The following is a 25,971-nucleotide window of genomic DNA, read 5'->3' as shown; positions in this document are numbered from 1 at the left end:
TCGCTTCAATCCTTTCGGAGGACACCCGTGGCACAGGACGTGCTTACTGACCTGAACAAGGTCCGCAACATCGGCATCATGGCGCACATCGATGCTGGCAAGACGACAACCACCGAGCGCATCCTGTTCTACACCGGTGTCAACCACAAGCTCGGCGAGACGCATGACGGCGCCTCGACGACGGACTGGATGGAGCAGGAGCAGGAGCGTGGCATCACGATCACCTCCGCTGCTGTGACGTCGTTCTGGAAGAAGAACCAGATCAACATCATCGACACGCCTGGTCACGTCGACTTCACCGTCGAGGTGGAGCGCTCGCTCCGCGTCCTCGACGGTGCCGTCGCCGTGTTCGACGGCAAGGAGGGCGTTGAGCCCCAGTCGGAGACCGTCTGGCGTCAGGCTGACAAGTACGACGTCCCGCGCATCTGCTTCGTCAACAAGATGGACAAGCTCGGCGCCGACTTCTACTTCACGGTCGACACGATCATCAACCGCCTCGGCGCGAAGCCGCTCGTCATCCAGCTCCCCATCGGCGCTGAGAACGACTTCATCGGCGTCGTCGACCTGGTCGAGATGAACGCCAAGGTCTGGCCGAGCGACTCCAAGGGTGACACCACCCTGGGTGCTGCGTACGAGACCCAGGAGATCCCGGAAGACCTCAAGGAGCGCGCCGAGGAGTACCGCACGAAGCTGCTCGAGGCCGTCGCCGAGACCGACGACGCGCTCATGGAGCGCTTCTTCGCCGGCGAGGAGATCTCGATTCCCGAGATCAAGGCAGCCATCCGCAAGCTCACCGTCACGAGCGAGATGTACCCGGTGCTCTGCGGCTCCGCGTTCAAGAACCGCGGCGTCCAGCCGATGCTCGATGCCGTCGTCGACTACCTCCCGTCGCCGCTCGACGTTCCTGCCGTCATCGGCATGAACCCGCGTGACGAGTCGGAGGAGCTCACGCGTCGTCCGAGCGCCGACGAGCCCTTCGCGGCTCTCGCGTTCAAGATCGCCGTGCACCCGTTCTTCGGTCGCCTCATCTACACGCGCGTCTACTCGGGACACGTCCCGTCCGGCGCGCAGGTCGTGAACTCCTCGAAGGGCAAGAAGGAGCGCATCGGGAAGATCTTCCAGATGCACGCCAACAAGGAGAACCCGGTCGAGTCGATGACCGCTGGACACATCTACGCCGTCATCGGCCTCAAGGACACCATGACCGGTGACACCCTGAGCGACCCTGACAAGCAGATCGTCCTCGAGTCGATGACCTTCCCGGACCCCGTCATCGAGGTCGCGATCGAGCCGAAGACCAAGGCCGACCAGGAGAAGCTCGGAACGGCTATCCAGAAGCTGGCCGAGGAAGACCCGACGTTCCGCGTCATGCTCGACCAGGAGACCGGTCAGACGGTCATCAAGGGCATGGGCGAGCTGCACCTCGACATCCTCGTCGACCGCATGAAGCGCGAGTTCAAGGTCGAGGCGAACGTGGGCAAGCCCCAGGTCGCCTACCGCGAGACGCTCACGAAGGTCGTCGAGAAGTTCGACTACACCCACAAGAAGCAGACGGGTGGCTCCGGCCAGTTCGCCAAGATCCAGATCAAGCTCGAGCCGCTTGAGATGGACGCGGAGAAGACCTACGAGTTCGTGAACGCCGTCACCGGTGGTCGCGTGCCTCGTGAGTACATCCCTTCCGTGGATGCTGGCATCCAGGACGCCATGCAGGTCGGCGTCCTCGCCGGCTACCCGATGGTCGGCGTCAAGGCGTCGCTCCTCGATGGTGCTGCCCACGACGTCGACTCCTCGGAGATGGCGTTCAAGATCGCGGGCTCGATCGCGTTCAAGGAAGCAGCCCCCAAGGCCGGTCCCGTCATCCTCGAGCCGCTCATGTCGGTCGAGGTCCGTACTCCTGAGGAGTACATGGGCGACGTGATCGGCGACCTGAACTCCCGCCGCGGCCAGATCCAGTCGATGGAAGATGCCAGTGGCGTGAAGGTAGTGCGTGCACTCGTACCGCTGTCGGAGATGTTCGGATACATCGGTGACCTGCGCAGCAAGACCTCTGGTCGCGCTGTGTACTCGATGACGTTCGAAACCTACTCCGAGGTCCCCAAGGCCGTTGCCGAGGAGATCATCCAGAAGAACCGGGGCGAATAAGCCTCTACCGGCTCGGGTGACGCAGCGCGTCGCCCGAGCGGGTAACATTCATCACTGAAAACCCGGAAGTCCTTCTGCATCATTGGCGGATGGACACCAACGACGTCCTAGGAGGACCACAGTGGCCAAGGCCAAGTTCGAGCGGACCAAGCCGCACGTAAACATCGGAACGATCGGTCACGTCGACCACGGCAAGACCACGCTCACCGCAGCGATCTCGAAGGTGCTTGCTGACAAGTACCCTTCGGCGACCAACGTGCAGCGTGACTTCGCGTCGATCGACTCCGCTCCGGAAGAGCGTCAGCGCGGTATCACGATCAACATCTCCCACGTCGAGTACGAGACGCCCAAGCGTCACTACGCTCACGTCGATGCTCCGGGTCACGCCGACTACATCAAGAACATGATCACGGGCGCTGCGCAGATGGATGGCGCAATCCTCGTGGTCGCCGCAACCGACGGCCCCATGGCTCAGACGCGTGAGCACGTGCTGCTCGCCAAGCAGGTCGGCGTGCCGTACCTGGTCGTCGCGCTGAACAAGGCCGACATGGTTGACGACGAGGAGATCCTGGAGCTCGTCGAGCTCGAGGTTCGCGAGCTCCTCTCCAGCCAGGACTACCCCGGCGACGACGCTCCTGTCGTCCAGGTCTCCGGCCTCAAGGCGCTTGAGGGCGACGAGGCTTGGGCCGAGAAGATCGTCGAGCTCATGCAGGCTGTCGACGACAACGTGCCGGAGCCCGTCCGCGACAAGGACAAGCCGTTCCTCATGCCCGTCGAGGACGTCTTCACGATCACCGGTCGTGGAACCGTCGTCACGGGTCGCGCCGAGCGTGGCACGCTCGCCATCAACTCGGACGTCGAGATCGTCGGACTCCGTCCGACCGTCAAGACGACCGTCACGGGTATCGAGATGTTCCACAAGCAGCTCGACGAGGCGTGGGCCGGTGAGAACTGTGGTCTTCTCCTTCGTGGCACCAAGCGTGAGGACGTCGAGCGCGGTCAGGTCATCGTCGCTCCCGGTTCCGTCACGCCGCACACGAACTTCGAGGGAACTGCCTACATCCTCTCGAAGGACGAGGGTGGCCGTCACAACCCGTTCTTCACGAACTACCGCCCGCAGTTCTACTTCCGCACCACGGACGTGACCGGCGTCATCACCCTGCCCGAGGGCAAGGAAATGATCATGCCCGGTGACACCACGGACATGACGGTCGAGCTCATCCAGCCGATCGCCATGGAAGAGGGCCTCGGCTTCGCAATCCGTGAGGGTGGCCGCACGGTCGGCGCCGGCACGGTGACGAAGATCAACAAGTAAGCTTCCAGCTCACTTCGCAGTGGGGTCGGACCTTCGGGTCCGGCCCCATTTCGTGTTTTCATCCGTTTTCACGGAGTCGAGATGCGAGCTACACTCGTCTCTCGTGTGCCGGGTCGAAGCCTGCCCCTTCCCTGGCGCTGATCGGTCGCCTCCGCATCCCCAGCCGAGGGCCATCCATCGCCTCAGTGCAGTCAGGGAGCACGACGTATGTCCGTACGCGCAGAACGCCCGACGAGCGTGCCAGCTCGGCCGGAGCCGAATCGCTACCGCTCGGACATCCAGGGCCTGCGCGCGATCGCCTCGCTGCTCGTCGCGTCGTTCCACATCTGGTTCGGCACGGTCTCCGGCGGTGTCGACCTCTTCTTCGTCCTCGGCGGCTTCCTGCTGGCGACGACGCTTGTCGGCGAGCTCGAGCGACGGGGGAGCATCCGCGCCTGGCAGTACGTCAAGCGCACGGCCACCCGGCTCTTCCCGATGGCCGGACTCGTCCTCATCGTGGTCTCAGCAGTGCTCCTCATGACCGAGTCGCCGCTGTCGTTCCAGCGCAACGTGACGGATATCTTCGCCGCCGCGACGTACTGGGAGAACTGGCGGTTGGCGGGGGACGCAACCGACTACATCTCCGCGGGGCACGACAAGTCGGCCGTGCAGCACTTCTGGGCGATGTCGGTCCAGGGGCAGGCGACGCTGCTGCTGCTCGCATTCGTGCTCATCCTGGGGGCCATTGCGAAGCTCGCGAAGTGGCGTGTGCGTCGTGTCGCTACTGCGGGACTCGCGCTCCTCACTGCAGCATCGCTCATCTACGCGCTCAACGGCGTCGCGAGCGATCCTGTGCCCACCTACTACAGCACCTGGGCCCGCCTCTGGGAGTTCGGCATCGGCGCCGTCGCCGCGCTCGTGATGACGCGTATCCACCTGCCGAAGACCGTGCGAGCGCTTCTCGGCAGCCTCGGCCTCGCACTCGTGCTCACCGCGGGTCTCCTCCCGAGTGAATGGCCGTACCCGGGCCTCATCGCCCTGTACCCCGTCGGGGGTGCGCTCCTCGTGCTCATCTCAGGTGCCTCAGGGGAGCTCTCCGGCGGGAATCGTCTGCTCACGTGGCGACCGCTCGTCTGGCTCGGCGGCTTCTCGTACGGCCTGTACCTGTCGAGCTGGCCGATCCTCAAGCTCTTCGTCGAGCTCTTTCCCGAGCGCAGTGAGCCGGTGTCGTTCCTCGACGGTCTCCTGCTCCTCGCCGTGTCCATCGCCGTCGCCTGGGCGATGTCGCGCTTCCTCGCGTTCCTTGGCCGGGTTCGCAATCCGGTGGCCCAGGTGGATTCGACGGCGCCGAGATGGAAGCGCAATCCCCGGCTGCTGACCTCGGTCAGCGTGCCGTTGATCGCCATCGTGGCCTTCGTGGGTGTGCAGCTCGCACCTGGCCTGCGCCAGGAGGCCATCGCAGACCTCGGTCCCGGGCAGACCGTCACGAGCGAGCAGCAGCTGAGCCTCGCGATCACCGAGGCGCTCCTCGAGCCGACCGCGCTCAACGGCGAGGCGGTCTCGGGCTGGGATGCACTCGGCCCGGAATGGTCGGTGAACGGCTGCCTGACGGTCACCGACGACAATCGAGCCAACTGCCGCTACGCACCCGAAGATGCCGATCAGGACTCCGGCGAAGAGCTCTGGATCGTCGGCGACTCGCAGGCTGTCTCCTGGGCACCCGGCGTCCGGGCAGCTGTCGGTGACGAGACGACCGTGCAACTGCTTGGCAAGAGCATGTGCCCCTTCACTCAGGGCGCAGCCCTCGACAGATCAGGCGACATGAAGGACGAGTGCGCCGCCCACAACAACTGGGTCATGGAGCTCGCTGCTGCGGACCGACCGGACACGGTGATCATCTCCTACGGCGGCTGGTGGGTGGGGGAGCAGTTCGGTGACCTCGCGTGGAACAAGGGAACCACGCTCGGCGAGGGCTCCGTTGAACTGGTCCGCGAGCTCACCGAGATGGGAATCGACGTCATCTGGCTCGACGCAGTGACTCCCGCCAACTCCCTGGACGCCTGCCTCGCCGCATCGACGCGGCAACAGGCCGAGGAATCCTGCACGAGCGCCTTCGGGCCGGAGTTCGTGGAGCGTCGCGATCACCAGGCCGAGCAGATGGCGGCAGGCGGAGCCGCGGTCGTCCGGACCTCCGACTGGTTCTGCGACGTGGAGCTCGGGCTCTGCCCCCTCGTCGTCGCTGGGATCTCCGTGCATTCGGACCCGACGCACGTGGGTCGCGAGTACTCGGTGTTCCTCGCCGATGTCATCGCACAGGGCCTCGCGGACGCGCGCACCGAGTGACCAGCGAAATCCGCGACACGCCCGGGTTGCAAGAACAGGCCTCCCCGGTCTAAACTCGGTGAGTTCAGTATTTCGGGGCACGGCGCTAGTCGTGTGTTCGAATCACTGCCCGGAGTGTGCATAAGCGCCCCGCGTCGCAAGGCGCCTGGTGTGCAGCTTAGGCCGCCGGCAGCAGAGCAAAGCTCCGGCCAAAGGAAGACACCTCACCGAGGTCGAATCCCGAAGGCCGTCCATCAGCTTGAGTACACTCCTGTGCTCCGAGCAGGTGAACTTGACAGAAAAACAGTGGTGCGAATCCCGGCGTGAAGACGCCACGGGGTTGCATGCGAAGCCGCAATGGCGGCACGTCATTGAGAGAGAGAGTCAACCATGGCGGGACAGAAGATCCGCATTCGACTGAAGTCGTATGACCACGAGGTCATCGACAGCTCGGCGCGCAAGATCGTCGACACCGTAACCCGTGCTGGCGCCTCCGTCATCGGTCCGGTGCCCCTGCCTACCGAGAAGAACGTGATCGCTGTGATCCGTAGCCCTCACAAGTACAAGGACAGCCGCGAGCACTTCGAGATGCGCACCCACAAGCGTCTGATCGACATTGTCGACCCGACGCCGAAGGCCGTCGACTCGCTCATGCGCCTCGACCTTCCGGCCGATGTCAACATCGAGATCAAGCTCTAGGGAAACACATGTCTACCGCTACCAAGACGTTCAAGGGTCTGCTGGGCACGAAGCTCGGCATGACCCAGGTCTGGGACGCTGAAAACCGTCTCGTCCCCGTCACGGTCATCCAGGTGAGCACCAACGTCGTCACCGAGATCATGACCGTCGAAAAGAACGGCTACGAAGCCGTCCAGATCGCCGCAGGCGCGATCGACCCGCGCAAGGTGAACAAGCCGGCAGCCGGCAAGTTCGCAGCAGCGGGCGTCACGCCTCGCCGCCACATCACCGAGCTCCGCACCGCTGATGCAGCCTCGTACACGATCGGTCAGGAGCTCGGCGCAGACACGTTCGAGCCCGGCACCAAGATCGACGTCGTCGGCACCAGCAAGGGCAAGGGCTTCGCCGGTGTCATGAAGCGTCACAACTTCTCCGGTGTCGGCGCATCTCACGGTGCGCACAAGAACCACCGTCGCCCCGGCTCCATCGGTGCCTCCGCGACCCCCAGCCGTGTCTTCAAGGGCACGCGCATGGCTGGCCGGATGGGTGGCGACCGCGTCACCGTCCAGAACCTCACGGTTCACGCAGCCGACGCCGAGAAGGGCATCCTCCTCGTCAAGGGTGCTGTCCCCGGCCCCAAGGGTCGTCTCGTTTTCGTTCGCAACGCAGTGAAGGGGGCCTAGTTTCCTATGGCAACCAAGATTGACGTCACCGACGCAGCCGGCAAGAAGTCCGGCTCGGTCGAACTGCCTGCCGCCATCTTCGACGCGCAGACCAACGTCCCGCTGATCCACCAGGTCGTCGTCGCACAGCGTGCGGCTGCTCGTCAGGGCACGCACAAGACGAAGAACCGTGGAGAGGTTTCCGGCTCCGGTCGCAAGCCGTTCAAGCAGAAGGGCACCGGCCGCGCCCGTCAGGGCTCGGTCCGCATGCCGCAGCACAAGGGTGGTGGCATCGTCCACGGACCGACGCCGCGCGACTACTCGCAGCGCACCCCCAAGAAGATGATTGCAGCCGCCCTCATCGGCGCACTGAGCGACCGCGCACGCGGTGGCCACCTGCACATCGTCGACTCCCTCGTCACGGGCGAGAAGGCCTCGACCAAGGTCGCAGCCGCAGCAATCGCGAAGGTCGCGGCGGGACGCAACATCCTCGTCGTCCTCGACCGCAGCGACGAGCTCAGCCTGCTGAGCGTCCGCAACCTGCAGGCACTTCACGTGCTCTTCGTGGACCAGCTCAACGCCTACGACGTCCTCGTCTCGGACGACATCCTCTTCACGAAGGCTGCTTACGACGCGTTCGTCGAGAGCAAGACCAGCAAGGAGCAGGGCGCATGAGCGCAAACAACAAGGACCCGCGCGACATCATCTTCGCGCCGGTGATCTCCGAGAAGAGCTACAGCCTGATCGACCAGGGCAAGTACACCTTCGAGGTCGACCCCCGTTCGAACAAGACCGAGATCAAGCTCGCTATCGAGCAGATCTTCGACGTCAAGGTCGACAAGGTCAACACCTTGAACCGCACGGGCAAGACGCGCCGCACCCGCTTCGGGCTCGGCAAGCGCAAGGACACCAAGCGCGCCATCGTCTCGCTCAAGTCCGGCACCATCGACATCTTCTCGAACGCCGGTTAATCGAGAGCACAGAGGACGAATTCACATGGCTATTCGCAATTACAAGCCCACGACGCCAGGTCGTCGTGGAGCCTCGGTGTCCGAGTTCACCGAGATCACGCGCTCGACTCCCGAAAAGTCGCTGCTCCGCCCCCTCACCAAGTCGGGTGGACGCAACAACCAGGGACGCATCACGACCCGTCACATCGGTGGTGGCCACAAGCGCCAGTACCGCGTCATCGACTTCCGTCGTAACGACAAGGACGGCGTGAACGCCAAGGTCGCTCACATCGAGTACGACCCCAACCGCACCGCTCGTATCGCGCTGCTGCACTTCTTCGACGGATCCAAGCGCTACATCCTGGCTCCCAACAAGCTCAAGCAGGGCGACATCATCGAGTCGGGCGCTGGCGCCGACATCAAGCCGGGCAACAACCTCCCGCTTCGCAACATCCCGACCGGTACGGTCATCCACGCCATCGAGCTCCGCCCAGGCGGCGGCGCGAAGATGGCGCGCTCGGCCGGAGCCTCCGTTCGCCTCGTTGCGAAGGACGGCCCCTACGCCCAGCTGCGTCTGCCGAGCGGCGAAGTCCGCAACGTCGACGTGCGCTGCCGCGCGACGATCGGCGAGGTCGGCAACGCCGAGCAGTCGAACATCAACCTGGGCAAGGCCGGCCGCAAGCGCTGGCTCGGCGTTCGCCCGACGGTCCGTGGTGTCGTCATGAACCCGGTCGACCACCCGCACGGTGGTGGTGAGGGCCGCACATCCGGTGGACGTCACCCGGTGAGCCCCTGGGGTAAGCCAGAAGGCCGCACCCGTCGCCCCAACAAGGAGAGCGACAAGCTCATCGTCCGCCGTCGCCCTGCCGGCAAGAAGCGTAAGTAGGAGATCAGAAGATGCCTCGCAGTCTCAAGAAGGGCCCCTTCGTCGACGAACACCTCTTCCAGAAGGTGGTCAAGCAGAACGAAGCTGGCTCGAAGAACGTCATCAAGACCTGGTCGCGCCGATCGATGATCGTGCCGGACATGCTCGGCCACACCATCGCCGTGCACGACGGTCGCAAGCACATCCCCGTGTTTGTCACCGAAACCATGGTCGGCCACAAGCTCGGCGAGTTTGCACCGACCCGCACCTTCCGTGGACACGAGAAGGACGACAAGAAGGGTCGTCGCCGCTAACGCGGCGACGTGAAGGAGGAAAATATGGTGGAGTCAACCGCACGCGTGCGGCACATCCGCGTCACCCCTCAGAAGGCTCGTCGCGTCGTCAACTTGATCCGCGGCAAGCAGGCGCTCGAAGCGCTCGCGATCCTGAAGTTCGCACCTCAGGGTGCCTCTGAGCCGGTCTACAAGGTCGTTGCATCCGCAATCGCCAACGCACGTGTCAAGGCAGACAAGGAAAGCCAGTTCCTTGACGAGCGCGACCTCTACATCGCCAAGGCGTTCGTAGACGAGGGTGCAACCCTCAAGCGCTTCCGTCCACGTGCACAGGGACGAGCATTCCGCATCAACAAGCGCACAAGCCACATCACGGTTGTGCTGGCGACGCCGGAGCTCGCCGAGGCCGAGAAGGGGAGCAGCAAGTAATGGGCCAGAAGATCAATCCGTACGGCTTCCGTCTCGGAATCACGACCGACCACGTCTCCCGCTGGTACGCAGACTCGACCAAGCCGGGTCAGCGCTACAGCGACTACGTCAAGGAAGACATCCGCATTCGCGAGTATCTCCAGAAGACACTCGACCGTGCAGGCGTCTCCCGCATCGAGATCGAGCGCACGCGTGACCGCGTTCGCGTCGACATCTACACGGCACGCCCCGGCATCGTCATCGGACGACGCGGAGCAGAGGCCGAGCGCATCCGCGCCGACCTCGAGAAGCTCACGGGCAAGCAGATCCAGCTGAACATCCTCGAGGTCAAGAACCCCGAGGCTGACGCTCAGCTGGTCGCGCAGGGCATCGCCGAGCAGCTCTCTGCTCGTGTCGCCTTCCGCCGTGCGATGCGCAAGGGCCTCCAGGGCGCTCAGCGTGCAGGTGCCAAGGGCATCCGCATCCAGGTCTCCGGCCGCCTCGGCGGTGCTGAGATGAGCCGCTCGGAGTTCTACCGCGAGGGACGCGTTCCGCTGCACACGCTCCGCGCCAACATCGACTACGGCTTCTACGAGGCCAAGACCACCTACGGTCGCATCGGTGTCAAGGTGTGGATCTACAAGGGCGACATGACCAACAAGGAACTCGCCCGCGAACAGGCCAACCAGAAGTCGTCCCGTGGGGACCGTAACGACCGCTCACGCCGTGGCCCGCGCCGCGACAACGAGAAGCAGGTCGCCGCAGGAGTTGAGGCGTAACCATGTTGATTCCACGTCGAGTCAAGCACCGTAAGCAGCACCGCCCGGACCGTAGCGGCATGTCGAAGGGTGGCAACACCGTATCGTTCGGCGAGTTCGGCATCCAGGCGCTCACCCCGTCCTACGTGACCAACCGTCAGATCGAGGCAGCTCGTATCGCCATGACGCGTCACATCAAGCGTGGCGGCAAGGTCTGGATCAACATCTACCCGGACCGCCCGATGACCGCTCGCCCCGCCGAGACCCGCATGGGTTCCGGTAAGGGTGCAGTCGACTCCTGGGTTGCGAACGTCAAGCCCGGCCGCGTCCTCTTCGAGGTCGCCGGCGTCAGCGAGGAGCTCGCTCGCGAGGCCCTCACGCGCGCCATCCACAAGCTGCCGCTCAAGGCACGCATCATTTCGCGCGAGGAAGGCGAGTAATCATGGCGATTGGTACCAAGGAGCTCGCCACCACCGAGCTCGACAACTTCGAAGACGGACGTCTCGTCGAGGAGCTCAAGAAGGCCAAGGAAGAGCTGTTCAACCTGCGCTTCCAGGCCGTGACCAACCAGGTCGAAGAGCGCGGACGCATCCGTCAGGTCAAGCGCGACATCGCGCGCATCTACACGGTGATCCGCGAGCGTGAGCTCGGGATCCGCGCAACCCCGGCCCCGGTCGAGAAGCCGGCCAAGAAGTCGAAGGCCACCAAGGCTTCGAAGAAGGCCGAAGCCTCCGAGGCTGCGCCCGAGGCTGAGAACGAGGAGACCAAGTAATGGCTGAAAGCACGACACAGCCCGAGGCAACGGAAGAAGCGCACGAGCGCAACTACCGCAAGACCCGGCGCGGCTACGTCACGAGCGACAAGATGGAAAAGACCATCACCGTCTCGGTCGAAGAGCGCGTCAAGCACCCCCTCTATGGCAAGGTGCTCCGCCGCTCAAGCAAGGTCAAGGCGCACGACGCCGACAACCAGGCCGGCATCGGCGACCTCGTCCTGATTGCAGAGACCCGTCCCCTCAGCGCTACCAAGCGCTGGCGCCTGGTCGAGATCCTGGAGAAGGCGAAGTAGGCCTCGCCTCTTCGACCACTCAGCGAAGGAATTTGACAGATGCTTCAGCAAGAATCACGAGTCCGTGTCGCCGACAACACCGGCGCCAAGGAACTCCTCACGATCCGCGTACTCGGTGGCTCCGGCCGCCGCTACGCGGGGATCGGTGACGTCATCGTCGCGACCGTCAAGGACGCGATCCCCGGCGGAAACCTCAAGAAGGGTGAGGTCGTCAAGGCCGTCATCGTTCGCACAGTCAAGTCGACCCGTCGTCCCGACGGTTCGTACATCAAGTTCGACGAGAACGCAGCCGTCATCCTCAAGGGTGACAACGAGCCGCGTGGCACTCGAATCTTCGGACCGGTCGGTCGCGAACTCCGCGACAAGAAGTTCATGAAGATCGTGTCGCTCGCGCCGGAGGTGATTTAACCCATGGCAACGATCCGCAAGGGCGACCTGGTCCAGGTCATCTCGGGCCCGAGCCAGGCTCGTGGTGGAGACCGCGGCAAGCAGGGCGAAGTGCTCGAGGTGCTCCGCGAAGAGAACCGCATTCTCGTTCAGGGAATCAACTTCGTGACCAAGCACGTTCGCGTCGGACAGACGCAGCGTGGCACGAAGACGGGTGGCATCGAGACCGTCGAGGCCCCCATCCACATCTCCAACGTCGCACTCGTCGACCCCGAGACCAAGCAGCCGGCTCGCACCGGTGTGCAGGTCGAAGAGGTCACGAAGGACGGCGTGACCAAGACGGTGCGCACGCGCGTCTTCAAGCCATCGCGCCGCGCTGCGAAGCCGGCCAAGGTCGAGAAGGCCGCCAAGGCCGACAAGGCTGAGAAGGCTGAGAAGAAGCCCGCGACGAAGGCCAAGGCCGCCGCACCGAAGAAGAAGGACGACGAGTAGATATGACTGACATCGCCACGGAGGCTGGCAAAATCCAGCCCCGTCTCAAGCTGAAGTACCGCGACGAGCTCAAGGCTCAGCTGCAGGCAGACCTCGGCGTGAGCAACGTCCACCAGGTTCCCGGTCTCGTGAAGATCGTCGTGAACATGGGTGTTGGCGAAGCAGCTCGCGACGGAAAGATCATCGAGGGTGCCATCACGGACCTCACGGCGATCACCGGTCAGAAGCCGAAGGTCACGAAGGCCACGAAGTCGATCGCACAGTTCAAGCTGCGCGAAGGACAGCCGATCGGCGCGCACGTCACACTGCGCGGCGACCGCATGTGGGAATTCCTCGACCGCCTGCTCTCGCTCGCTCTTCCCCGTATCCGCGACTTCCGTGGTCTCAACGACCGCCAGTTCGACGGAAACGGAAACTACACCTTCGGCCTCACGGAGCAGGTAATGTTCCATGAGATCGATCCAGACAAGATCGACCGCACACGCGGTATGGACATCACCGTCGTCACGACGGCGAAGAACGACGAAGATGGGCGCGCTCTCCTGGGCAAGCTCGGCTTCCCGTTCCAGGCCGGTCTCCAGCAGAACTAGTCTGAACACCCGAGGGTCACGGCGTATGCCGTGACCCCATCGGGCTGTTGCAACCGCAATGGCCCGTCCACCACAGGTCGCGGGGCCGTGTACGGCCCCGCGAAACCAGGCGAAAGGCACTCATCATGACGATGACAGATCCCGTCGCAGATATGCTGACGCGACTGCGCAACGCGAACTCGGCGCACCACGACTCCGTGTCGATGCCGAGCTCGAAGCTCAAGTCCCACATTGCCGACATCCTCAAGCGCGAGGGTTACATCACCGACTGGACAGTCGAAGATGCACGAGTGGGCCAGACCCTCACTCTCTCGCTGAAGTTCGGTCCGAACCGCGAGAGGTCGATCGTCGGCATCAAGCGCGTCTCCAAGCCAGGTCTCCGCGTGTACGCGCGCTCGACCGAGCTGCCAAGCGTCCTCGGCGGCCTCGGCATTGCCATCCTGTCCACCTCCTCCGGTCTCCTCACGGACCGTCAGGCCGAGCAGAAGGGCGTAGGCGGAGAAGTCCTCGCCTACGTGTGGTAATCCGTCATGTCACGAATTGGTCGTCTCCCGATCAGCGTCCCAGCAGGCGTTGACATCAAGATCGACGCGCAGAACGTCACCGTCAAGGGACCGAAGGGCGAGCTCGCGCTCGTCGTCGCGAACCCCATCGAGGTCAAGCTCGAAGACGGTCAGCTTCTCGTCACGCGTCCGAACGACGAGCGTGAGTCGCGTGCACTGCACGGCCTGACCCGCACGCTCATCAACAACAACATCATCGGCGTCACCGAGGGCTACACGAAGAAGCTCGAGGTCGTTGGAACCGGTTACCGCATCGTTTCCAAGGGCACGGGCGTCGAGTTCGCACTCGGCTACTCGCACCCGATCAACGTCGAGCCCCCCCAGGGCATCACGTTCCAGGTCGAGGGCAACAACAAGCTCACGGTCGTCGGAATCGACAAGCAGGCTGTCGGCGAGGTCGCAGCGAACATCCGCAAGCTCCGCCTCCCCGAGCCCTACAAGGGCAAGGGCGTGCGTTACGAGGGCGAGCAGATCCGCCGCAAGGCCGGAAAGTCAGGTAAGTAACCATGGGACTCGGAACTCGAGGAAAGAGCAAGCAGGCAGCGACCCGTCGCCGCCACGTCCGCCTTCGCAAGAAGGTCTCCGGCGACGCACAGCGTCCCCGTCTCGTCGTCACGCGCTCGGCGCGTCACGTCTTCGTCCAGGTTGTCGACGACACCAAGGGCATCACGCTGGCTTCGGCATCCACCATGGAAGCCGAGCTGCGTGAGTTCGACGGTGACAAGTCGGCCAAGGCGAAGCGGGTCGGCGAGCTCGTCGGCGCACGCGCCAAGGACGCCGGCATCGAAAGCGTGGTCTTCGACCGCGGCGGCAACAAGTACGCCGGTCGCGTCGCGGCTATCGCTGATGGAGCACGAGAGGCAGGGCTGAACCTGTGACCGAGAAAATCGACACCAACACGCCCGACAACATGACCGACACGCCCGTTGAGACGGCCGCGTCGAGTGAGTCGGCACAGCGCGACGGAGGTCGCGACAACAACCGCCGCGGTGGTCGTGGCGAGCGTGGCCAGGGCGGCCGCGACCGCAACTCGCGCGATGACAAGAACCAGTTCCTGGAGCGCGTCGTCACCATCAACCGCGTCTCCAAGGTCGTCAAGGGCGGTCGTCGCTTCGCGTTCACCGCGCTGGTCGTCGTCGGCGACGGCAACGGACTCGTGGGCGTCGGCTACGGCAAGGCCCGTGAGGTCCCGCTGGCCATCGCCAAGGGCGTCGAAGAGGCGAAGAAGAACTTCTTCCGCGTTCCTCGCGTCCTGAAGACGATCCCGCACCCCGTGCAGGGCGAGGCAGCAGCAGGCGTCGTCCTGCTCCGTCCCGCCGCTGCAGGTACCGGTGTTATCGCCGGTGGCCCCGTCCGCGCCGTGCTTGAGTGCGCGGGCATCCACGACGTCCTGTCGAAGTCGCTCGGTTCGTCGAACACGATCAACATCGTGCACGCAACCGTCGCGGCGCTGAAGCAGCTCGAGGAGCCGCGCGCAGTCGCAGCTCGTCGTGGCCTGCCCGTCGACCAGGTCGTTCCGCAGCGCATTCTGCGTGCCGAGGCCAACGCGGCCAAGGCCGCAGCCGAAGCACAGAAGGTCGGTGCCTGATGGCCAAGAGTCTCAAGGTGACCCAGATCAAGTCCAAGATCAGCGAGAAGCAGAACCAGCGCGACACACTGCGCTCGCTCGGCCTCAAGCGCATTGGCCACACCGTCGTCAAGCCGGACAACTCGGTGAACCGCGGCTACGTCAAGACAGTCGCTCACCTGGTTTCAGTTGAGGAGATCTCCGAATGACCAAGAACGAGAACGAGAAGGATGTGACCTCCGAGCCTCAGCTCAAGGTCCACCACCTCCGCCCCGCTCCCGGTGCCAAGAAGTCCAAGACGCGCGTTGGTCGCGGTGAGGGCTCCAAGGGCAAGACCGCCGGTCGCGGCACCAAGGGCTCGAAGGCGCGCACGACAGTGCGTATCGGCTTCGAGGGTGGCCAGATGCCGCTGCACATGCGTACGCCGAAGCTGCGCGGGTTCAAGAACCCGTTCCGCGTCGAGTACCAGGTCGTCAACCTCTCCAAGCTGGCCGAGCTCTTCCCCGAGGGCGGCGATGTCACCATCGCGAACCTCGTGGCAAAGGGTGCGGTTCGCAAGAACGAGCCCGTCAAGGTGCTCGGCAATGGTGAGATTGCGGTTAAGCTGAACGTCGCGGTCGACAAGGTCTCCAGCTCAGCAGAGCAGAAGATCGTTGCCGCCGGCGGTTCCGTCAAGTAGCAACTCCAAGCGGGGGTCGGCGGTTGCCGACCCCCGTTTGTCTCTTTCACGAGAAATGAAAGCAGGAACGTAGTGTTCAGTGCCGTCGCACGAGTGTTCAAGACACCGGATCTTCGTCGCAAGATCCTCTTCACGCTCGCTATGGTCGCCATCTACCGGATCGGCACCACGGTTCCTGGCCCATTTGTGAACTACGTCAACGTGCAGCAGTGTCTCGACACTGGAACGCAGATGGCCGGTCTCTACGACATGGTCAACCTGTTCTCCGGTGGCGCGCTGCTGCAGTTGTCGATCTTCGCGCTGGGCATCATGCCGTACATCACGGCCTCGATCATCACGCAGCTGCTGCGTGTGGTCATCCCTCACTTCGAGGCGCTCCACAAGGAGGGTCAGGCGGGTCAGTCGAAGCTCACGCAGTACACGCGCTACCTGACCATCGCCCTCGCGATCCTCCAGGCGACGACACTCGTGACGGTGGCGAAGTCGGGAACGCTCTTCGGCACGGGCAACCCTGCCTGCGAGAACGTCCTCGACATGCTCAACGAGTCCGCCGCGACCCCGGAGAACGCCGTCATCAACATGGTGCGCGTCGTGCTCATGGTCGCAGCCATGACAGCTGGCACCGCGGTCATCATGTGGATGGCCGAGCTCATCACCGAGCGCGGCGTCGGCAACGGCATGTCGCTCCTGATCTTCACGTCGATCGCAGCCTCGTTCCCGTCCGCCTTCGGCGCCATCGCCGCCGGTACCGGTGGAATGACCACGCTCGTCATCGTCATCGCGATCGGGCTGCTCATCATGATGGCCGTCGTCTTCGTCGAGCAGTCGCAGCGTCGCATCCCCGTCCAGTACGCGAAGCGCATGGTCGGACGCCGCACGTATGGCGGCAACAGCACGTACATCCCGATCAAGGTGAACCAGGCAGGCGTTATCCCTGTCATCTTCGCCTCGTCGCTGCTGTACCTTCCCGCGCTCGTCGCCCAGTTCAACCAGCCTGCCGCGGGGGAGACCCCGCCAGAGTGGGTCACCTGGGTCATGAACAACTTCACGACGGGCGACCACCCGCTCTACATGGCGGTCTACTTCCTCCTCATCATCGGCTTCACGTACTTCTACGTCGCGATCGCCTTCAACCCTGAGGAGGTTGCCGAGAACATGCGAAAGCACGGTGGCTTCGTTCCCGGCATCCGTGCCGGACGCCCCACCGCCGAGTACCTGAACTTCGTGCTCACGCGAATCACCTTCCCCGGTTCGCTCTACCTCGGCGTGCTCGCGCTCATCCCGCTCATCGCGCTGTCCACGGTCAATGCAAATGCCAACTTCCCGTTCGGCGGCGCATCGATCCTCATCGTCGTGGGCGTCGGACTCGAGACGGTGAAGCAGATCGACGCTCAACTCCAACAACGCAACTACGAGGGGCTTCTCCGATGACACATCACGACCAGACCTTCCGCCTGCTCATCGTTGGTCCCCCCGGGGCCGGCAAGGGAACGCAGGCCGTCGGCATCGCCGAGGCCTTCGGTATCCCAGCCATCTCGACCGGTGACATCTTCCGTGCCAACATCAAGAACGGCACGAACCTCGGCATCCAGGTCCGTGAGATCATCGAGAGCGGCAACCTGGTTCCCGATTCGCTGACGAACGAGCTCGTCCGCGACCGCCTCACGGAGGCCGACGCCGCTGGCGGCTTCCTCCTCGACGGCTACCCGCGCACACTCGAGCAGGTCGCGTTCCTCACGCAGCTCCTCGCTGACCAGGGCACGGCGATCGATGCCGTCATCGAGCTCAAGGTCGAGATCGACAGCGTCGTGGAGCGCCTCCGCCGCCGCGCGCTCGAGCAGGGCCGCGCCGACGACACGGAAGAGGCCATCAGGCACCGTCAGAACGTGTACCTGCAGGAGACCGCGCCGCTTCTCGAGACGTACTCCGCTCGCGGATCGCTCGTGAGCGTCAACGGCTTCGGCACCGTCGAGGAAGTCCGGAACCGCATCTTCGCTGCTCTCGAGCAGCGGGGCCTGCGTCATCCACTGCACCGCCTGAGCGGCAAATAGGACTTACCCGGCAAGACAAGCAAGGACCCGAGCGGATTTCTCCCGCTCGGGTCCTCTTGCGTTGGCCGGAATGCACGCCGCGGAGACACCGCAGGGCCGTTCGCACCTGGTTCTGTGCTGTCTTCGTCGGCTAGCGTTGCCCTGTCGGCGCCTCCAGCTCGGAGAGCCGGAGAACCCTGTTGACGCAGTCGTCCAGGAACGGAGACACAGATGTCCTCACTCTCAGCTGAGCCCCATGACCTCATCGACTTCGACGTGCTCTTGAGCAAGGAGGAGCTGGCGCTGCGCAGCCGCGTCCGCCTCCTCGTCGACGAGCACGTCAGGCCGCACATCGCGTCCTGGTACGAGGACGCCGTCTTCCCGATCGACCTCGTGCCGATGCTCGCGAGCGAGGGGCTGCTTGGCATGCACTTGAGCGGCTACGGGTGCGCTGGTCGCAGCGCCGTCGAGTACGGCATCGCCGCGGCGGAGCTCGAGGCGGGAGACTCCGGTATTCGTACCTTCGTCTCCGTGCAGGGCTCTCTGGCCATGAGCGCCATCTGGAAGCACGGGAGCGAGGAGCAGAAGGTCGAGTGGCTGCCGCGCATGGCGGCTGGCGAGGTCATCGGCTGCTTCGGGCTGACCGAGCCCGCTGCCGGATCCGATCCGGGGACGATGGGCACCTTCGCGCGTCGAGATGGCTCGGACTGGGTGCTCAGCGGCACCAAACGCTGGATCGGCCTGGCGTCCCTCGCCCACATCGCGATCATCTGGGCGCAGACGGACGATGGCATCAGGGGGTTCATCGTGCCGACGGCTTCCGCCGGCTTCTCGGCGACCCCCATCGGCCCGAAGCTCTCGATGCGCGCGTCCGTTCAATGCGACGTCGTCCTCGACGAGGTCCGGGTCCCCGCCGCTGCGATGCTGCCCGCCGCCCGCGGGCTGCGTGGGCCGTTCGAGTGCCTCAATGAGGCCCGCTACGGTATCGCCTGGGGGGTCATGGGCGCTGCCAGGGACAGCTTCGAGGACGCGCTCGCGTACGCGGGAGAGCGGCAGCCGTTCAACCGTCCGCTGGCAGGCTTCCAGCTCACGCAGCAGAAACTCGTGGACATGGCCCTCGAGATCAACAAGGGCTTCCTGCTCGCCCTCCAGCTCGGGCGGCTGAAGGACGCGGGCCGCATCCAGCCGCACCATATCTCCGCTGGCAAGCTCAACAACACCCGCGAGGCGATCGCGATCGCTCGCGAGGCGAGGACGATCCTCGGCGGCAACGGCATCACCCTCGACCACTCGCCGCTTCGCCACGCCAACAACCTGGAGTCGGTCCGCACCTACGAGGGGACCGACGAGATCCACACGCTGGTGCTTGGCAGCAAGCTCACCGGCATTCCGGCGTTCCGGTAGGGGCACCGGTGCTCTCGGATCGCGAACGCGACGGCGTGCTGAGCGGCGTGCGGGTCGCGGATTTCTCCCGCGTGCTCGCCGGACCGTACGCGACGATGATGCTCGCCGACTTCGGCGCCGACGTCATCAAGGTGGAACCCCCGGGCGGTGACGACACGAGAGCGTGGACTCCACCGGTGGATGCGCGCGGTCAGTCGACGTACTTCTCCGGCGTGAATCGCGGCAAGCGATCCCTGGTGCTCGACCTCACCCGCGACGAGGACGCTGCGGCCGCGCGCCGACTCGCGCGGGAGGCGGACATCGTCGTCGAGAACTTCCGGCCCGGGGTCATGGCGCGCTTCGGGCTCGACTTCGACTCGGTGCGGGCCGAGAACCCGTCGGCGATCTTCTGCTCCATCACCGGTTTCGGCGGAGGCGGGGGAGCGGCGCTGCCAGGTTACGACCTCCTCGTGCAGGCCGTCGGCGGACTCATGAGCATCACGGGCCCGGTGGACGGTGAGCCGAGCAAGGTCGGCGTCGCGCTCGTCGACGTGCTGACTGGGCTGAACGCGGTCACGGGTATTCTGCTCGCCCTGCGCGAGCGCGAGCGGTCTGGGACGGGTCAGCGCGTGGAGGTGGACCTGATGACGAGCCTGCTGTCGGCGCTCGCCAATCAGGCATCGAGCACGCTGGCGACGGGCCGGGCTCCCGCACGGCTCGGCAACGCGCATCCGAGCATCGCCCCGTACGAGCTGTTCGACGCGAGCGACCGTCCGCTCGTGATCGCCGTCGGCAACGATCGGCAGTTCGCAGCACTTGTCGGGGTCCTCGGCGCTCCTGGCCTCGCTGGAGACCCGCGCTTCAGCACCAACCAGCTCCGCGTGCACAACCGCGAGGCCCTCCGTGCGCTCATTGCGGCGAGGCTGGGGGAGCGCGCGGCCAGCGAATGGGTCGAGCTCCTGACGAGTGCACGCGTGCCGGCCGGCCTCGTGAACGACGTCGCCGAGGCGTTTGCGTTCGCAGAGGGCCTTGGCCTTGAGCCTGTCGTGGAACTGGGAGCAGGAGCTGGGGAATCGGTGCGGTTGACGGCCAACCCCATTCACTTGTCGCGGACGCCGGCGGTGTACGGACAGCAGGCACCAGATCTTGGCTCCGCGGGCACGTCCGTCGACTGGCGATAGCTTCCCGGTTACGCAACCGTGACCCTCGCAGAGCCGCTGTTGCAGAAGCGTTGTCGCTGGTTGGGGGGTCCGCATCCCGGTGTCGGGCTAGCGTCACAGGACCGCACATCATCGAGTGCGGGACGAACACGGAGGCCCTATGAGACCGTCGACCGTCGAGCACAGTGTGCGGGCGAGCACGCCACCCGCTGACGTGCCGGGGACCACACCACGTCCCGCCTGGTGGCTCAAGTTTCTCGCCATCGCGACATTCGTCGCCGCCCTTCTCGTCGGCATCACACCGTGGCATGCGTTTGCACTCGTGCCGTGGGAGCCAGGGCCTTCCCTGCCCGAGCCAGGAGCGCTCATGGACCGGTACGTCCGTCCCGGATTGCTCCTGGCGCTGTGTCCGGCCGGAGTTGTCGTGGCGGCGGTGTGCACGGTGGTGGCGCTGCGTCGCACACGGTCCGTGTCGCTGGCGATGGTGAGTGTGGCCGCGGTGATCGCCGCCACCCATCTCGGCTTCACGTTGCTCTGGACGCTTGAGGCGGGGCGCACGATCGTTGCTCAGGTGGAGGTGCAGACGGAGGCCCCTCAGGCAGAACCCTCCGCACCTCCAGCTCAGACCTACTGGCCAGGTGAGGAGCCGTTGGATGAGCCCGGCGCCGTGACCTCGCTGTCTGCCGACCAGCTGCGGGCCGGCGTCCTCGACCTGCGTGACGCGACCGTGGCGACCATGGAGAGTCCCGTCCCCAACCTCATGGTCGGGCCCCTGGATGCCGAACCGGTCGAGATCGCCTGTGTGCCGGGCGGAGAGACGGGCGACTACCCGGACGAGACAACGTCGCGTGGAGTCGCGTACGAGGTGCAGTTGAGTGTGAGCGGCCCCGACACCGTCACGGACGAGCAGAACATCATCGAGCTCTGGAAGGCGCGGGGACTGACATACGACCGGGCCATGGGCACGAACTACGCGGGCGGCTCTACCGCACAGGCGATCGACCAGGTCAGGATGCGGGGCGACGCCCAAGGCTGGCTCAACATCACCGTCACCAGCCACTGCTCGCCAAGCGACTGAGGGGCAACGATGAATCCGAAACTCGACGATCGTACGGATGCACGCAGTCGGCATTCCTCCGGGGACGTGCAGATTGCGAAGACCGTCATCGTGCTCGCGCTGTTGACGCTCTGCATTCCGCTGTTCGCCGCCATCTGGCTCGTGCTCCTCTCACCGGGGGCCATGCCGCAGCCGCTCGGTGTCGCGCGGTTGCCATCGTGGGTCGGTTGGTTCCCCGTTCCCGAACCGCAGTCCTTCCTCACGATGCTCGGTGCGCTCGGCGTTCTCGTTGCCGCCGCTGCCGTCCCTGCTGTGCTGTCGAGCCTCGCGAAGCATCTTGCCGTCAAGCTGCGGAGCCAGGATGCGCAGCTCCTGTCCGGCACGCTGGTCACCGCACGCGCGGTTGCGCGCGTCGCTGCCATGGCGACGCTGCTCGTCGCGTGCCTGTTCATCACGGCCTCTGCTGCGGCCCTTCTCGGACCTCAAATGTCGGCGCTCGGGACGACCTGGCCGTCCGGAGCCGACGAGGAGTATGCGGGCAGCGCCGACGAGGATGGCGGTGACGGGGCATTGATCGCGGACACGGCGGAGGGTGACGCGGCCTACGCGCTGACGCGGGTGACGCCGGAGCAACGGCAGGGAGTTCTCGCGCTCGCGGAAAGCACCATGGCGTTGGTCCCGACGGCCGAGTACGTGCGGGACTCCGCGGGTACCGAGCCGCTGCTCGTCACGGCAACCACTTGCGGTGCTGGTGATGAAGCGGGCGTCGCCGTCAACGTGACCTCGTACTTCCAGACCGATGGGACTGCCTTCGATGGTGAGGCGGTTCGCGCGTTGTGGGCTGAGCATCCGCTGGTCGTGCGGGGCACGATGAGCGAGATCATCGGGGAGTCCGAGTCCGCCTCGAACGTGCGCTTCGCGATTCTCTATTACGACACCGATGGGGTCTACGTGCTCAGCCTCTCGGGAGCCTGTCGCGCCCTCGAGTGAGCGCCCTCGGCGGCGAGAAGGAGCCGGGCGCGTAGACTCTCCTGATGCGCAAGAGCATCTACAAGACACCCGCCGAGCTCGTGGCGATGGTGCCAGCCGGCCGGATCACGGCCCTCGCCCTCGATGCCGTCGCCGAGGCGATCCGTCCGGGGGTGACGACGCTGGAGCTCGACGGCATCGCCGAGCGCGTCGTCCGCGAGAGGGGCGCAGTGCCGAACTTCGCGTTGGTTCCGGGGTACCGACACACGATCTGCGCCTCCGTCGACGACGCGGTTGTCCACGGTATCCCGGACGACAAGCCGCTCACGGCGGGCCAGCTCGTCTCCATCGACGCCGGGGCCATGTTCGAGGGCTGGAACGGCGACTCGGCCCGAACGTTCGTCGTCCCCGGCGAAGCGGCGGACACGAACGCGGTGGCTGACGGGTCGCGTCTCAGCGAGGCCTGCGAGCGCTCGCTCTGGGCGGGCATCGCGAAGCTGGCGACCGCTCGGCACCTCGCCGAGGTCGGAGCTGCCGTCGAGGAGTCCATCGAACAGTCCGGTGACTACGGCATCCTCGAGGACTTCGCGGGGCACGGCATCGGCCGCAGCATGCACGAGGAACCGACCGTGCACAACATCCGCGTCTTCGGGCGCGGGCCGGTGGTCAAGCCTGGCCTGGCCATCTGCATCGAGCCCATGATCACGCTCGGGGGCCCTGACGTCGTCATCGATGACGACGACTGGACCGTTCGCTCAGCGGACGGCTCGCTCGGGGTCCATTGGGAGCACACGATCCTGGTGCACGCCGACGGCATCTGGGTCTCCACCGCCCATGACGGGGGAGCGGCGGGTCTCGAGCCGTTCGGAGTCGTCCCCACCCTGCCGGCCGGCGCAGGAGCCTGACCTCCATCGGCGGTGCATCCCCGCACTTGCACTCCACGGGGAGACCACCTAGAGTTGACGCTTGGTGTCTTTTGCGTTGCGTTTTCGCGCGCGTCGTCACCGTCCATCCGCACGACCAGCGTGCATTCAATAGCAAACGACAGTGAGGCTATGGCCAAGAAAGACGGCGTCATCGAGATCGAGGGTTCGGTTGTCGAGGCATTGCCAAACGCAATGTTCCGCGTAGAACTCTCGAACGGACACAAGGTTCTTGCTCACATCTCGGGCAAGATGCGTCAGCACTACATCCGCATCCTTCCCGAGGACCGCGTGATCGTGGAGTTGAGCCCGTACGACTTGACCCGCGGCCGCATCGTCTACCGCTACAAGTAGGCACGCTGTAAGGAACGGCTGGGCAGACGTCTGCCCAGCACGAGGCCAGCGATCACAGAAGGAACTTCAATGAAGGTCAACCCCAGCGTCAAGAAGATCTGCGACAAGTGCAAGGTTATCCGCCGCCACGGTCGCGTCATGGTCATCTGCGAGAACCCGCGCCACAAGCAGCGCCAGGGCTAATCGCTCGGGACTCACCTCGCCGGCCAGTTCAGGCGCGCGAGACGTCCCATGGGTGCACACGCGCCCGACGTCACAACTGAATACGAAACAGCACCAGTAAGAACCGCCGGGCTCAGCCCAGGCGGGGACACCTTCGGACCGAGGCCGGGGCCCATCCGGTGCATCACACCTCAACCCACAGGAGAAATCCCATGGCACGTCTCGCAGGCGTCGATCTCCCACGCGAAAAGCGCGTTGAGATCGCACTCACCTACATCTACGGCGTCGGCCGCACGAGCGCCCTCAAGGCACTCGAGGACACCGGCATCGACGGCAACATCCGCGTCAAGAACCTCGACGACGAGCAGCTGGTTCAGCTCCGCGACTACATCGAAGGCAACTTCAAGGTAGAAGGTGACCTCCGCCGTGAGGTCGCAGCTGACATCCGCCGCAAGGTCGAGATCGGCAGCTACGAGGGTCTCCGCCACCGCCGCGGCCTTCCCGTGCGCGGTCAGCGCACGAAGACGAACGCTCGTACCCGCAAGGGCCCGAAGCGCACGGTCGCCGGCAAGAAGAAGGCACGCTAGTCGCCGCCGCGACAGCGCCCGCAGATTTCGTAGGAGAGAAAAATGGCTACCCCAAAGAGCGCCGCTCGTAAGCCGCGCAAGAAGGACAAGAAGAACGTCGCAGTGGGCCAGGCTCACATCAAGTCGACCTTCAACAACACGATCGTGTCGATCACCGACCCGTCCGGCGCTGTCATCAGCTGGGCTTCCTCCGGTGGAGTCGGCTTCAAGGGCTCGCGCAAGTCGACGCCCTTCGCCGCGCAGCTCGCAGCCGAGGCCGCAGCTCGCCAGGCGCAGGAGCACGGCATGAAGAAGGTCGACGTCTTCGTCAAGGGACCGGGCTCCGGTCGCGAGACCGCGATCCGCTCGCTTCAGGCCGCAGGCCTCGAGGTCGGCTCGATCAACGACGTCACCCCTCAGGCACACAACGGCTGCCGCCCTCCGAAGCGTCGCCGCGTCTAGCCTCCCGTCCGCCGCGAGGCTCTCCCGCGAGGGAGGGCCTCGTGGCGGATGTTCGGCGTCCCCGCTCGAACTCCACACCCGGTCGACGACGTGCGTCGGCTGAATCGCCAAGTGTCATATAGCGGACACTTTGCCGAAAGGAACCCATAGTGCTTATCGCACAGCGTCCAACGCTCACCGAGGAAAGCCTCTCCGAGAACCGCTCGAAGTTCACGATCGGACCACTCGAGCCCGGCTTCGGCTACACCCTCGGCAACTCACTGCGTCGCACCCTGCTGTCCTCCATCCCCGGAGCAGCAGTCACGAGCATCCGTCTCGACGGTGTCCTCCACAAGTTCACCACCATCCCTGGTGTGAAGGAAGACGTCACCGAGATCATCCTCAACATCAAGCAGCTGGTCGTCTCCAGCGAGCACGATGAGCCGATCACGGCCTACCTCCGCAAGACCGGGGCGGGCGAAGTGACGGCGGCTGACATCTCAGCACCTGCCGGTGTCGAGGTGCACAACCCGGAGCTCGTCATCGCGACGCTCAACGACGACGCCAAGTTCGAGCTCGAGCTGACGATCGAGCGCGGCCGCGGCTACGTCTCGGCGACCCAGAACCGCAACGAGTTCTCCGAGGCCGGTCAGGTCCCGATCGACTCGATCTACTCGCCGGTCCTCAAGGTCACCTACCGCGTCGACGCGACCCGTGCCGGTGAGCGCACCGACTTCGACAACCTCGTCGTCGACGTGGAGACGAAGCCGGCCATCTCGCCGCGCGACGCGATCGCATCTGCCGGTCGCACGCTCGTCGAGCTCTTCAGCCTCGCTCGCGAGCTGAACGAGCAGGCAGAGGGCATCGAGATCGGCCCAGCGCCGGTCGACGCCGTCCTCACCAACGAGCTCTCGATGCCGATCGAAGATCTCGACCTCTCCGTGCGCTCGTACAACTGCCTCAAGCGCGAGGGCATCAACACGGTTTCCGAGCTCGTCGCTCTCAGCGAGACGCAGCTCATGAACATCCGCAACTTCGGTCAGAAGTCGGTCGACGAGGTGCGCGACAAGCTCACCGAGCTCGGCCTCTCGCTCAAGGACTCGGTTCCCGGGTTCGAGGGTGCTCACTTCTACGGTGCCGGCGACGACACCGGCGAGTACGTCTAAACAGACCTGCCCGCCAGACCGACTTCACACGAAAGAGAATGA

The 25,971-nt window shown here is 64.9% G+C and carries 34 protein-coding genes and 1 pseudogene; all 35 read left to right on the top strand.

Going from position 1 to position 25,971, the window contains the following annotated elements; translation table 11 throughout:
• Nucleotides 1-27 precede the first annotated feature (27 nt).
• The 35 genes and pseudogenes from fusA to C5E05_RS06345 all read left to right on the top strand — a co-directional run bounded on the left by fusA (nucleotide 28) and on the right by C5E05_RS06345 (nucleotide 25,929).
• Nucleotides 28-2,142: an elongation factor G gene (gene fusA / locus C5E05_RS06515; protein WP_104242688.1), complete on the top strand. Its 2,115-nt coding sequence runs from the start codon at nucleotides 28-30 to the stop codon at nucleotides 2,140-2,142.
• Between the two features lie 121 nt (nucleotides 2,143-2,263).
• Nucleotides 2,264-3,457, top strand: a complete 1,194-nt coding sequence (gene tuf, locus C5E05_RS06510) for an elongation factor Tu (RefSeq protein ID WP_104242686.1) — start codon at nucleotides 2,264-2,266, stop codon at nucleotides 3,455-3,457.
• Nucleotides 3,458-3,664: 207 nt separating this feature from the next.
• Entirely contained in the window at nucleotides 3,665-5,779 is a 2,115-nt protein-coding gene (locus tag C5E05_RS06505) for an acyltransferase family protein (RefSeq protein WP_104341440.1), read from the top strand.
• 369 nt (nucleotides 5,780-6,148) lie between these two features.
• Nucleotides 6,149-6,457 carry a 30S ribosomal protein S10 gene (gene rpsJ, locus C5E05_RS06500; RefSeq protein WP_068479296.1) on the top strand — a complete coding sequence of 103 codons (309 nt, stop codon included), beginning with the start codon at nucleotides 6,149-6,151 and terminating at the stop codon, nucleotides 6,455-6,457.
• An 8-nt stretch (nucleotides 6,458-6,465) separates the two neighbouring features.
• Entirely contained in the window at nucleotides 6,466-7,119 is a 654-nt protein-coding gene (gene rplC / locus C5E05_RS06495; RefSeq protein ID WP_104242682.1) for a 50S ribosomal protein L3, read from the top strand.
• A gap of 6 nt (nucleotides 7,120-7,125) precedes the next feature.
• Nucleotides 7,126-7,773 carry a 50S ribosomal protein L4 gene (gene rplD / locus C5E05_RS06490; RefSeq protein ID WP_104307186.1) on the top strand — a complete coding sequence of 216 codons (648 nt, stop codon included), beginning with the start codon at nucleotides 7,126-7,128 and terminating at the stop codon, nucleotides 7,771-7,773.
• Nucleotides 7,770-8,069: a 50S ribosomal protein L23 gene (gene rplW / locus C5E05_RS06485; protein ID WP_068479290.1), complete on the top strand. Its 300-nt coding sequence runs from the start codon at nucleotides 7,770-7,772 to the stop codon at nucleotides 8,067-8,069. Before rplD ends, rplW begins: the two co-directional genes overlap by 4 nt.
• A gap of 25 nt (nucleotides 8,070-8,094) precedes the next feature.
• Nucleotides 8,095-8,934, top strand: a complete 840-nt coding sequence (gene rplB / locus C5E05_RS06480) for a 50S ribosomal protein L2 (protein WP_068479288.1) — start codon at nucleotides 8,095-8,097, stop codon at nucleotides 8,932-8,934.
• Between the two features lie 11 nt (nucleotides 8,935-8,945).
• Entirely contained in the window at nucleotides 8,946-9,227 is a 282-nt protein-coding gene (gene rpsS, locus C5E05_RS06475) for a 30S ribosomal protein S19 (RefSeq protein WP_068479286.1), read from the top strand.
• 24 nt (nucleotides 9,228-9,251) lie between these two features.
• Nucleotides 9,252-9,635, top strand: a complete 384-nt coding sequence (gene rplV, locus C5E05_RS06470) for a 50S ribosomal protein L22 (RefSeq protein WP_104242678.1) — start codon at nucleotides 9,252-9,254, stop codon at nucleotides 9,633-9,635.
• Nucleotides 9,635-10,393: a 30S ribosomal protein S3 gene (rpsC, locus tag C5E05_RS06465; protein WP_104242676.1), complete on the top strand. Its 759-nt coding sequence runs from the start codon at nucleotides 9,635-9,637 to the stop codon at nucleotides 10,391-10,393. The genes rplV and rpsC overlap by 1 nt, the downstream gene beginning before the upstream one ends.
• Nucleotides 10,394-10,395: 2 nt before the next feature.
• Entirely contained in the window at nucleotides 10,396-10,812 is a 417-nt protein-coding gene (gene rplP / locus C5E05_RS06460) for a 50S ribosomal protein L16 (protein WP_068479279.1), read from the top strand.
• Between the two features lie 2 nt (nucleotides 10,813-10,814).
• Nucleotides 10,815-11,144, top strand: a complete 330-nt coding sequence (gene rpmC, locus C5E05_RS06455; RefSeq protein WP_104299433.1) for a 50S ribosomal protein L29 — start codon at nucleotides 10,815-10,817, stop codon at nucleotides 11,142-11,144.
• Entirely contained in the window at nucleotides 11,144-11,440 is a 297-nt protein-coding gene (gene rpsQ / locus C5E05_RS06450; RefSeq protein ID WP_104242672.1) for a 30S ribosomal protein S17, read from the top strand. Before rpmC ends, rpsQ begins: the two co-directional genes overlap by 1 nt.
• A gap of 39 nt (nucleotides 11,441-11,479) precedes the next feature.
• Entirely contained in the window at nucleotides 11,480-11,848 is a 369-nt protein-coding gene (gene rplN, locus C5E05_RS06445) for a 50S ribosomal protein L14 (protein WP_068479273.1), read from the top strand.
• Nucleotides 11,849-11,851: 3 nt separating this feature from the next.
• Nucleotides 11,852-12,196: pseudogene (gene rplX, locus C5E05_RS06440) on the top strand (50S ribosomal protein L24); the annotation flags it as partial.
• A 125-nt stretch (nucleotides 12,197-12,321) separates the two neighbouring features.
• On the top strand, nucleotides 12,322-12,909 hold the full coding sequence (gene rplE, locus C5E05_RS06435) for a 50S ribosomal protein L5 (protein ID WP_104242668.1): 588 nt from the start codon (nucleotides 12,322-12,324) through the stop codon (nucleotides 12,907-12,909).
• Nucleotides 12,910-13,034: 125 nt separating this feature from the next.
• Nucleotides 13,035-13,433, top strand: a complete 399-nt coding sequence (rpsH, locus tag C5E05_RS06430; RefSeq protein WP_068479267.1) for a 30S ribosomal protein S8 — start codon at nucleotides 13,035-13,037, stop codon at nucleotides 13,431-13,433.
• Nucleotides 13,434-13,439: 6 nt separating this feature from the next.
• Complete coding sequence (gene rplF / locus C5E05_RS06425) at nucleotides 13,440-13,976, top strand: 50S ribosomal protein L6 (RefSeq protein ID WP_104242666.1); 537 nt, start codon at nucleotides 13,440-13,442, stop codon at nucleotides 13,974-13,976.
• A gap of 2 nt (nucleotides 13,977-13,978) precedes the next feature.
• Nucleotides 13,979-14,350, top strand: coding sequence for a 50S ribosomal protein L18 (rplR, locus tag C5E05_RS06420; RefSeq protein ID WP_104242664.1), 372 nt, complete (start codon nucleotides 13,979-13,981; stop codon nucleotides 14,348-14,350).
• Nucleotides 14,351-14,382: 32 nt separating this feature from the next.
• Complete coding sequence (rpsE, locus tag C5E05_RS06415; protein WP_104242810.1) at nucleotides 14,383-15,060, top strand: 30S ribosomal protein S5; 678 nt, start codon at nucleotides 14,383-14,385, stop codon at nucleotides 15,058-15,060.
• Nucleotides 15,060-15,248 (top strand): 50S ribosomal protein L30, encoded by a 189-nt coding sequence (gene rpmD, locus C5E05_RS06410; RefSeq protein WP_104242663.1) that lies wholly within the window; start codon nucleotides 15,060-15,062, stop codon nucleotides 15,246-15,248. Before rpsE ends, rpmD begins: the two co-directional genes overlap by 1 nt.
• The gene (rplO, locus tag C5E05_RS06405) at nucleotides 15,245-15,718 is read left to right on the top strand and encodes a 50S ribosomal protein L15 (protein WP_104242661.1); all 474 of its coding nucleotides are present in this window, start codon (nucleotides 15,245-15,247) and stop codon (nucleotides 15,716-15,718) included. Before rpmD ends, rplO begins: the two co-directional genes overlap by 4 nt.
• Before the next feature lie 72 nt (nucleotides 15,719-15,790).
• Nucleotides 15,791-17,149: a preprotein translocase subunit SecY gene (secY, locus tag C5E05_RS06400; RefSeq protein ID WP_104242659.1), complete on the top strand. Its 1,359-nt coding sequence runs from the start codon at nucleotides 15,791-15,793 to the stop codon at nucleotides 17,147-17,149.
• Nucleotides 17,146-17,769, top strand: a complete 624-nt coding sequence (locus C5E05_RS06395) for an adenylate kinase (protein WP_104242657.1) — start codon at nucleotides 17,146-17,148, stop codon at nucleotides 17,767-17,769. The genes secY and C5E05_RS06395 overlap by 4 nt, the downstream gene beginning before the upstream one ends.
• A 210-nt stretch (nucleotides 17,770-17,979) precedes the next feature.
• Nucleotides 17,980-19,152 carry an acyl-CoA dehydrogenase family protein gene (locus C5E05_RS06390; RefSeq protein WP_104341439.1) on the top strand — a complete coding sequence of 391 codons (1,173 nt, stop codon included), beginning with the start codon at nucleotides 17,980-17,982 and terminating at the stop codon, nucleotides 19,150-19,152.
• Nucleotides 19,153-19,160: 8 nt separating this feature from the next.
• Entirely contained in the window at nucleotides 19,161-20,312 is a 1,152-nt protein-coding gene (locus C5E05_RS06385) for a CaiB/BaiF CoA-transferase family protein (protein ID WP_258063888.1), read from the top strand.
• A 139-nt stretch (nucleotides 20,313-20,451) separates the two neighbouring features.
• Nucleotides 20,452-21,369 (top strand): hypothetical protein, encoded by a 918-nt coding sequence (locus C5E05_RS06380; protein WP_146081057.1) that lies wholly within the window; start codon nucleotides 20,452-20,454, stop codon nucleotides 21,367-21,369.
• Nucleotides 21,370-21,378: 9 nt separating this feature from the next.
• A complete protein-coding gene (locus C5E05_RS06375) occupies nucleotides 21,379-22,338 on the top strand; it encodes a hypothetical protein (protein WP_146081056.1) in 960 nt (319 codons plus the stop codon).
• 44 nt (nucleotides 22,339-22,382) lie between these two features.
• A complete protein-coding gene (gene map / locus C5E05_RS06370) occupies nucleotides 22,383-23,222 on the top strand; it encodes a type I methionyl aminopeptidase (RefSeq protein ID WP_104341436.1) in 840 nt (279 codons plus the stop codon).
• Between the two features lie 150 nt (nucleotides 23,223-23,372).
• Nucleotides 23,373-23,594 carry a translation initiation factor IF-1 gene (infA, locus tag C5E05_RS06365; protein ID WP_066056559.1) on the top strand — a complete coding sequence of 74 codons (222 nt, stop codon included), beginning with the start codon at nucleotides 23,373-23,375 and terminating at the stop codon, nucleotides 23,592-23,594.
• Between the two features lie 69 nt (nucleotides 23,595-23,663).
• On the top strand, nucleotides 23,664-23,777 hold the full coding sequence (gene rpmJ / locus C5E05_RS06360; protein WP_008361054.1) for a 50S ribosomal protein L36: 114 nt from the start codon (nucleotides 23,664-23,666) through the stop codon (nucleotides 23,775-23,777).
• A 191-nt stretch (nucleotides 23,778-23,968) separates the two neighbouring features.
• Nucleotides 23,969-24,343 carry a 30S ribosomal protein S13 gene (gene rpsM, locus C5E05_RS06355; RefSeq protein ID WP_068479246.1) on the top strand — a complete coding sequence of 125 codons (375 nt, stop codon included), beginning with the start codon at nucleotides 23,969-23,971 and terminating at the stop codon, nucleotides 24,341-24,343.
• Between the two features lie 42 nt (nucleotides 24,344-24,385).
• Nucleotides 24,386-24,784 carry a 30S ribosomal protein S11 gene (rpsK, locus tag C5E05_RS06350; protein ID WP_068479244.1) on the top strand — a complete coding sequence of 133 codons (399 nt, stop codon included), beginning with the start codon at nucleotides 24,386-24,388 and terminating at the stop codon, nucleotides 24,782-24,784.
• Between the two features lie 149 nt (nucleotides 24,785-24,933).
• The gene (locus tag C5E05_RS06345) at nucleotides 24,934-25,929 is read left to right on the top strand and encodes a DNA-directed RNA polymerase subunit alpha (protein ID WP_104242647.1); all 996 of its coding nucleotides are present in this window, start codon (nucleotides 24,934-24,936) and stop codon (nucleotides 25,927-25,929) included.
• Nucleotides 25,930-25,971: the final 42 nt, after the last annotated feature.

The organism is Pseudoclavibacter sp. AY1H1 (assembly GCF_002931055.1).
Classification (GTDB): Bacteria; Actinomycetota; Actinomycetes; order Actinomycetales; family Microbacteriaceae; genus Pseudoclavibacter.
Note: the sequence above shows the minus strand (reverse complement) of the source record. Positions and strands in the feature narration are given on the sequence as shown.

Excerpts from the sequence above, each read along its gene's own strand:
- rpsJ (WP_068479296.1), top strand. The coding sequence starts at position 6,149 with ATGGCGGGACAGAAGATCCGCATTCGACTGAAGTCGTATGACCACGAG.
- infA (WP_066056559.1), top strand. The coding sequence starts at position 23,373 with ATGGCCAAGAAAGACGGCGTCATCGAGATCGAGGGTTCGGTTGTCGAG.
- rpsE (WP_104242810.1), top strand. The coding sequence starts at position 14,383 with ATGACCGACACGCCCGTTGAGACGGCCGCGTCGAGTGAGTCGGCACAG.
- rplN (WP_068479273.1), top strand. The coding sequence starts at position 11,480 with ATGCTTCAGCAAGAATCACGAGTCCGTGTCGCCGACAACACCGGCGCC.
- rpsQ (WP_104242672.1), top strand. The coding sequence starts at position 11,144 with ATGGCTGAAAGCACGACACAGCCCGAGGCAACGGAAGAAGCGCACGAG.
- rpmD (WP_104242663.1), top strand. The coding sequence starts at position 15,060 with ATGGCCAAGAGTCTCAAGGTGACCCAGATCAAGTCCAAGATCAGCGAG.
- rpmJ (WP_008361054.1), top strand. The coding sequence starts at position 23,664 with ATGAAGGTCAACCCCAGCGTCAAGAAGATCTGCGACAAGTGCAAGGTT.
- rpmC (WP_104299433.1), top strand. The coding sequence starts at position 10,815 with ATGGCGATTGGTACCAAGGAGCTCGCCACCACCGAGCTCGACAACTTC.
- rplP (WP_068479279.1), top strand. The coding sequence starts at position 10,396 with ATGTTGATTCCACGTCGAGTCAAGCACCGTAAGCAGCACCGCCCGGAC.
- rpsC (WP_104242676.1), top strand. The coding sequence starts at position 9,635 with ATGGGCCAGAAGATCAATCCGTACGGCTTCCGTCTCGGAATCACGACC.
- rplW (WP_068479290.1), top strand. The coding sequence starts at position 7,770 with ATGAGCGCAAACAACAAGGACCCGCGCGACATCATCTTCGCGCCGGTG.
- C5E05_RS06390 (WP_104341439.1), top strand. The coding sequence starts at position 17,980 with ATGTCCTCACTCTCAGCTGAGCCCCATGACCTCATCGACTTCGACGTG.
- rplR (WP_104242664.1), top strand. The coding sequence starts at position 13,979 with ATGGGACTCGGAACTCGAGGAAAGAGCAAGCAGGCAGCGACCCGTCGC.
- rpsS (WP_068479286.1), top strand. The coding sequence starts at position 8,946 with ATGCCTCGCAGTCTCAAGAAGGGCCCCTTCGTCGACGAACACCTCTTC.
- C5E05_RS06380 (WP_146081057.1), top strand. The coding sequence starts at position 20,452 with ATGAGACCGTCGACCGTCGAGCACAGTGTGCGGGCGAGCACGCCACCC.
- rpsK (WP_068479244.1), top strand. The coding sequence starts at position 24,386 with ATGGCTACCCCAAAGAGCGCCGCTCGTAAGCCGCGCAAGAAGGACAAG.
- rplV (WP_104242678.1), top strand. The coding sequence starts at position 9,252 with ATGGTGGAGTCAACCGCACGCGTGCGGCACATCCGCGTCACCCCTCAG.
- rplB (WP_068479288.1), top strand. The coding sequence starts at position 8,095 with ATGGCTATTCGCAATTACAAGCCCACGACGCCAGGTCGTCGTGGAGCC.
- rplD (WP_104307186.1), top strand. The coding sequence starts at position 7,126 with ATGGCAACCAAGATTGACGTCACCGACGCAGCCGGCAAGAAGTCCGGC.
- rpsM (WP_068479246.1), top strand. The coding sequence starts at position 23,969 with ATGGCACGTCTCGCAGGCGTCGATCTCCCACGCGAAAAGCGCGTTGAG.
- map (WP_104341436.1), top strand. The coding sequence starts at position 22,383 with ATGCGCAAGAGCATCTACAAGACACCCGCCGAGCTCGTGGCGATGGTG.
- rplC (WP_104242682.1), top strand. The coding sequence starts at position 6,466 with ATGTCTACCGCTACCAAGACGTTCAAGGGTCTGCTGGGCACGAAGCTC.
- C5E05_RS06375 (WP_146081056.1), top strand. The coding sequence starts at position 21,379 with ATGAATCCGAAACTCGACGATCGTACGGATGCACGCAGTCGGCATTCC.
- rpsH (WP_068479267.1), top strand. The coding sequence starts at position 13,035 with ATGACGATGACAGATCCCGTCGCAGATATGCTGACGCGACTGCGCAAC.
- C5E05_RS06505 (WP_104341440.1), top strand. The coding sequence starts at position 3,665 with ATGTCCGTACGCGCAGAACGCCCGACGAGCGTGCCAGCTCGGCCGGAG.
- C5E05_RS06395 (WP_104242657.1), top strand. The coding sequence starts at position 17,146 with ATGACACATCACGACCAGACCTTCCGCCTGCTCATCGTTGGTCCCCCC.
- rplF (WP_104242666.1), top strand. The coding sequence starts at position 13,440 with ATGTCACGAATTGGTCGTCTCCCGATCAGCGTCCCAGCAGGCGTTGAC.
- rplE (WP_104242668.1), top strand. The coding sequence starts at position 12,322 with ATGACTGACATCGCCACGGAGGCTGGCAAAATCCAGCCCCGTCTCAAG.
- rplO (WP_104242661.1), top strand. The coding sequence starts at position 15,245 with ATGACCAAGAACGAGAACGAGAAGGATGTGACCTCCGAGCCTCAGCTC.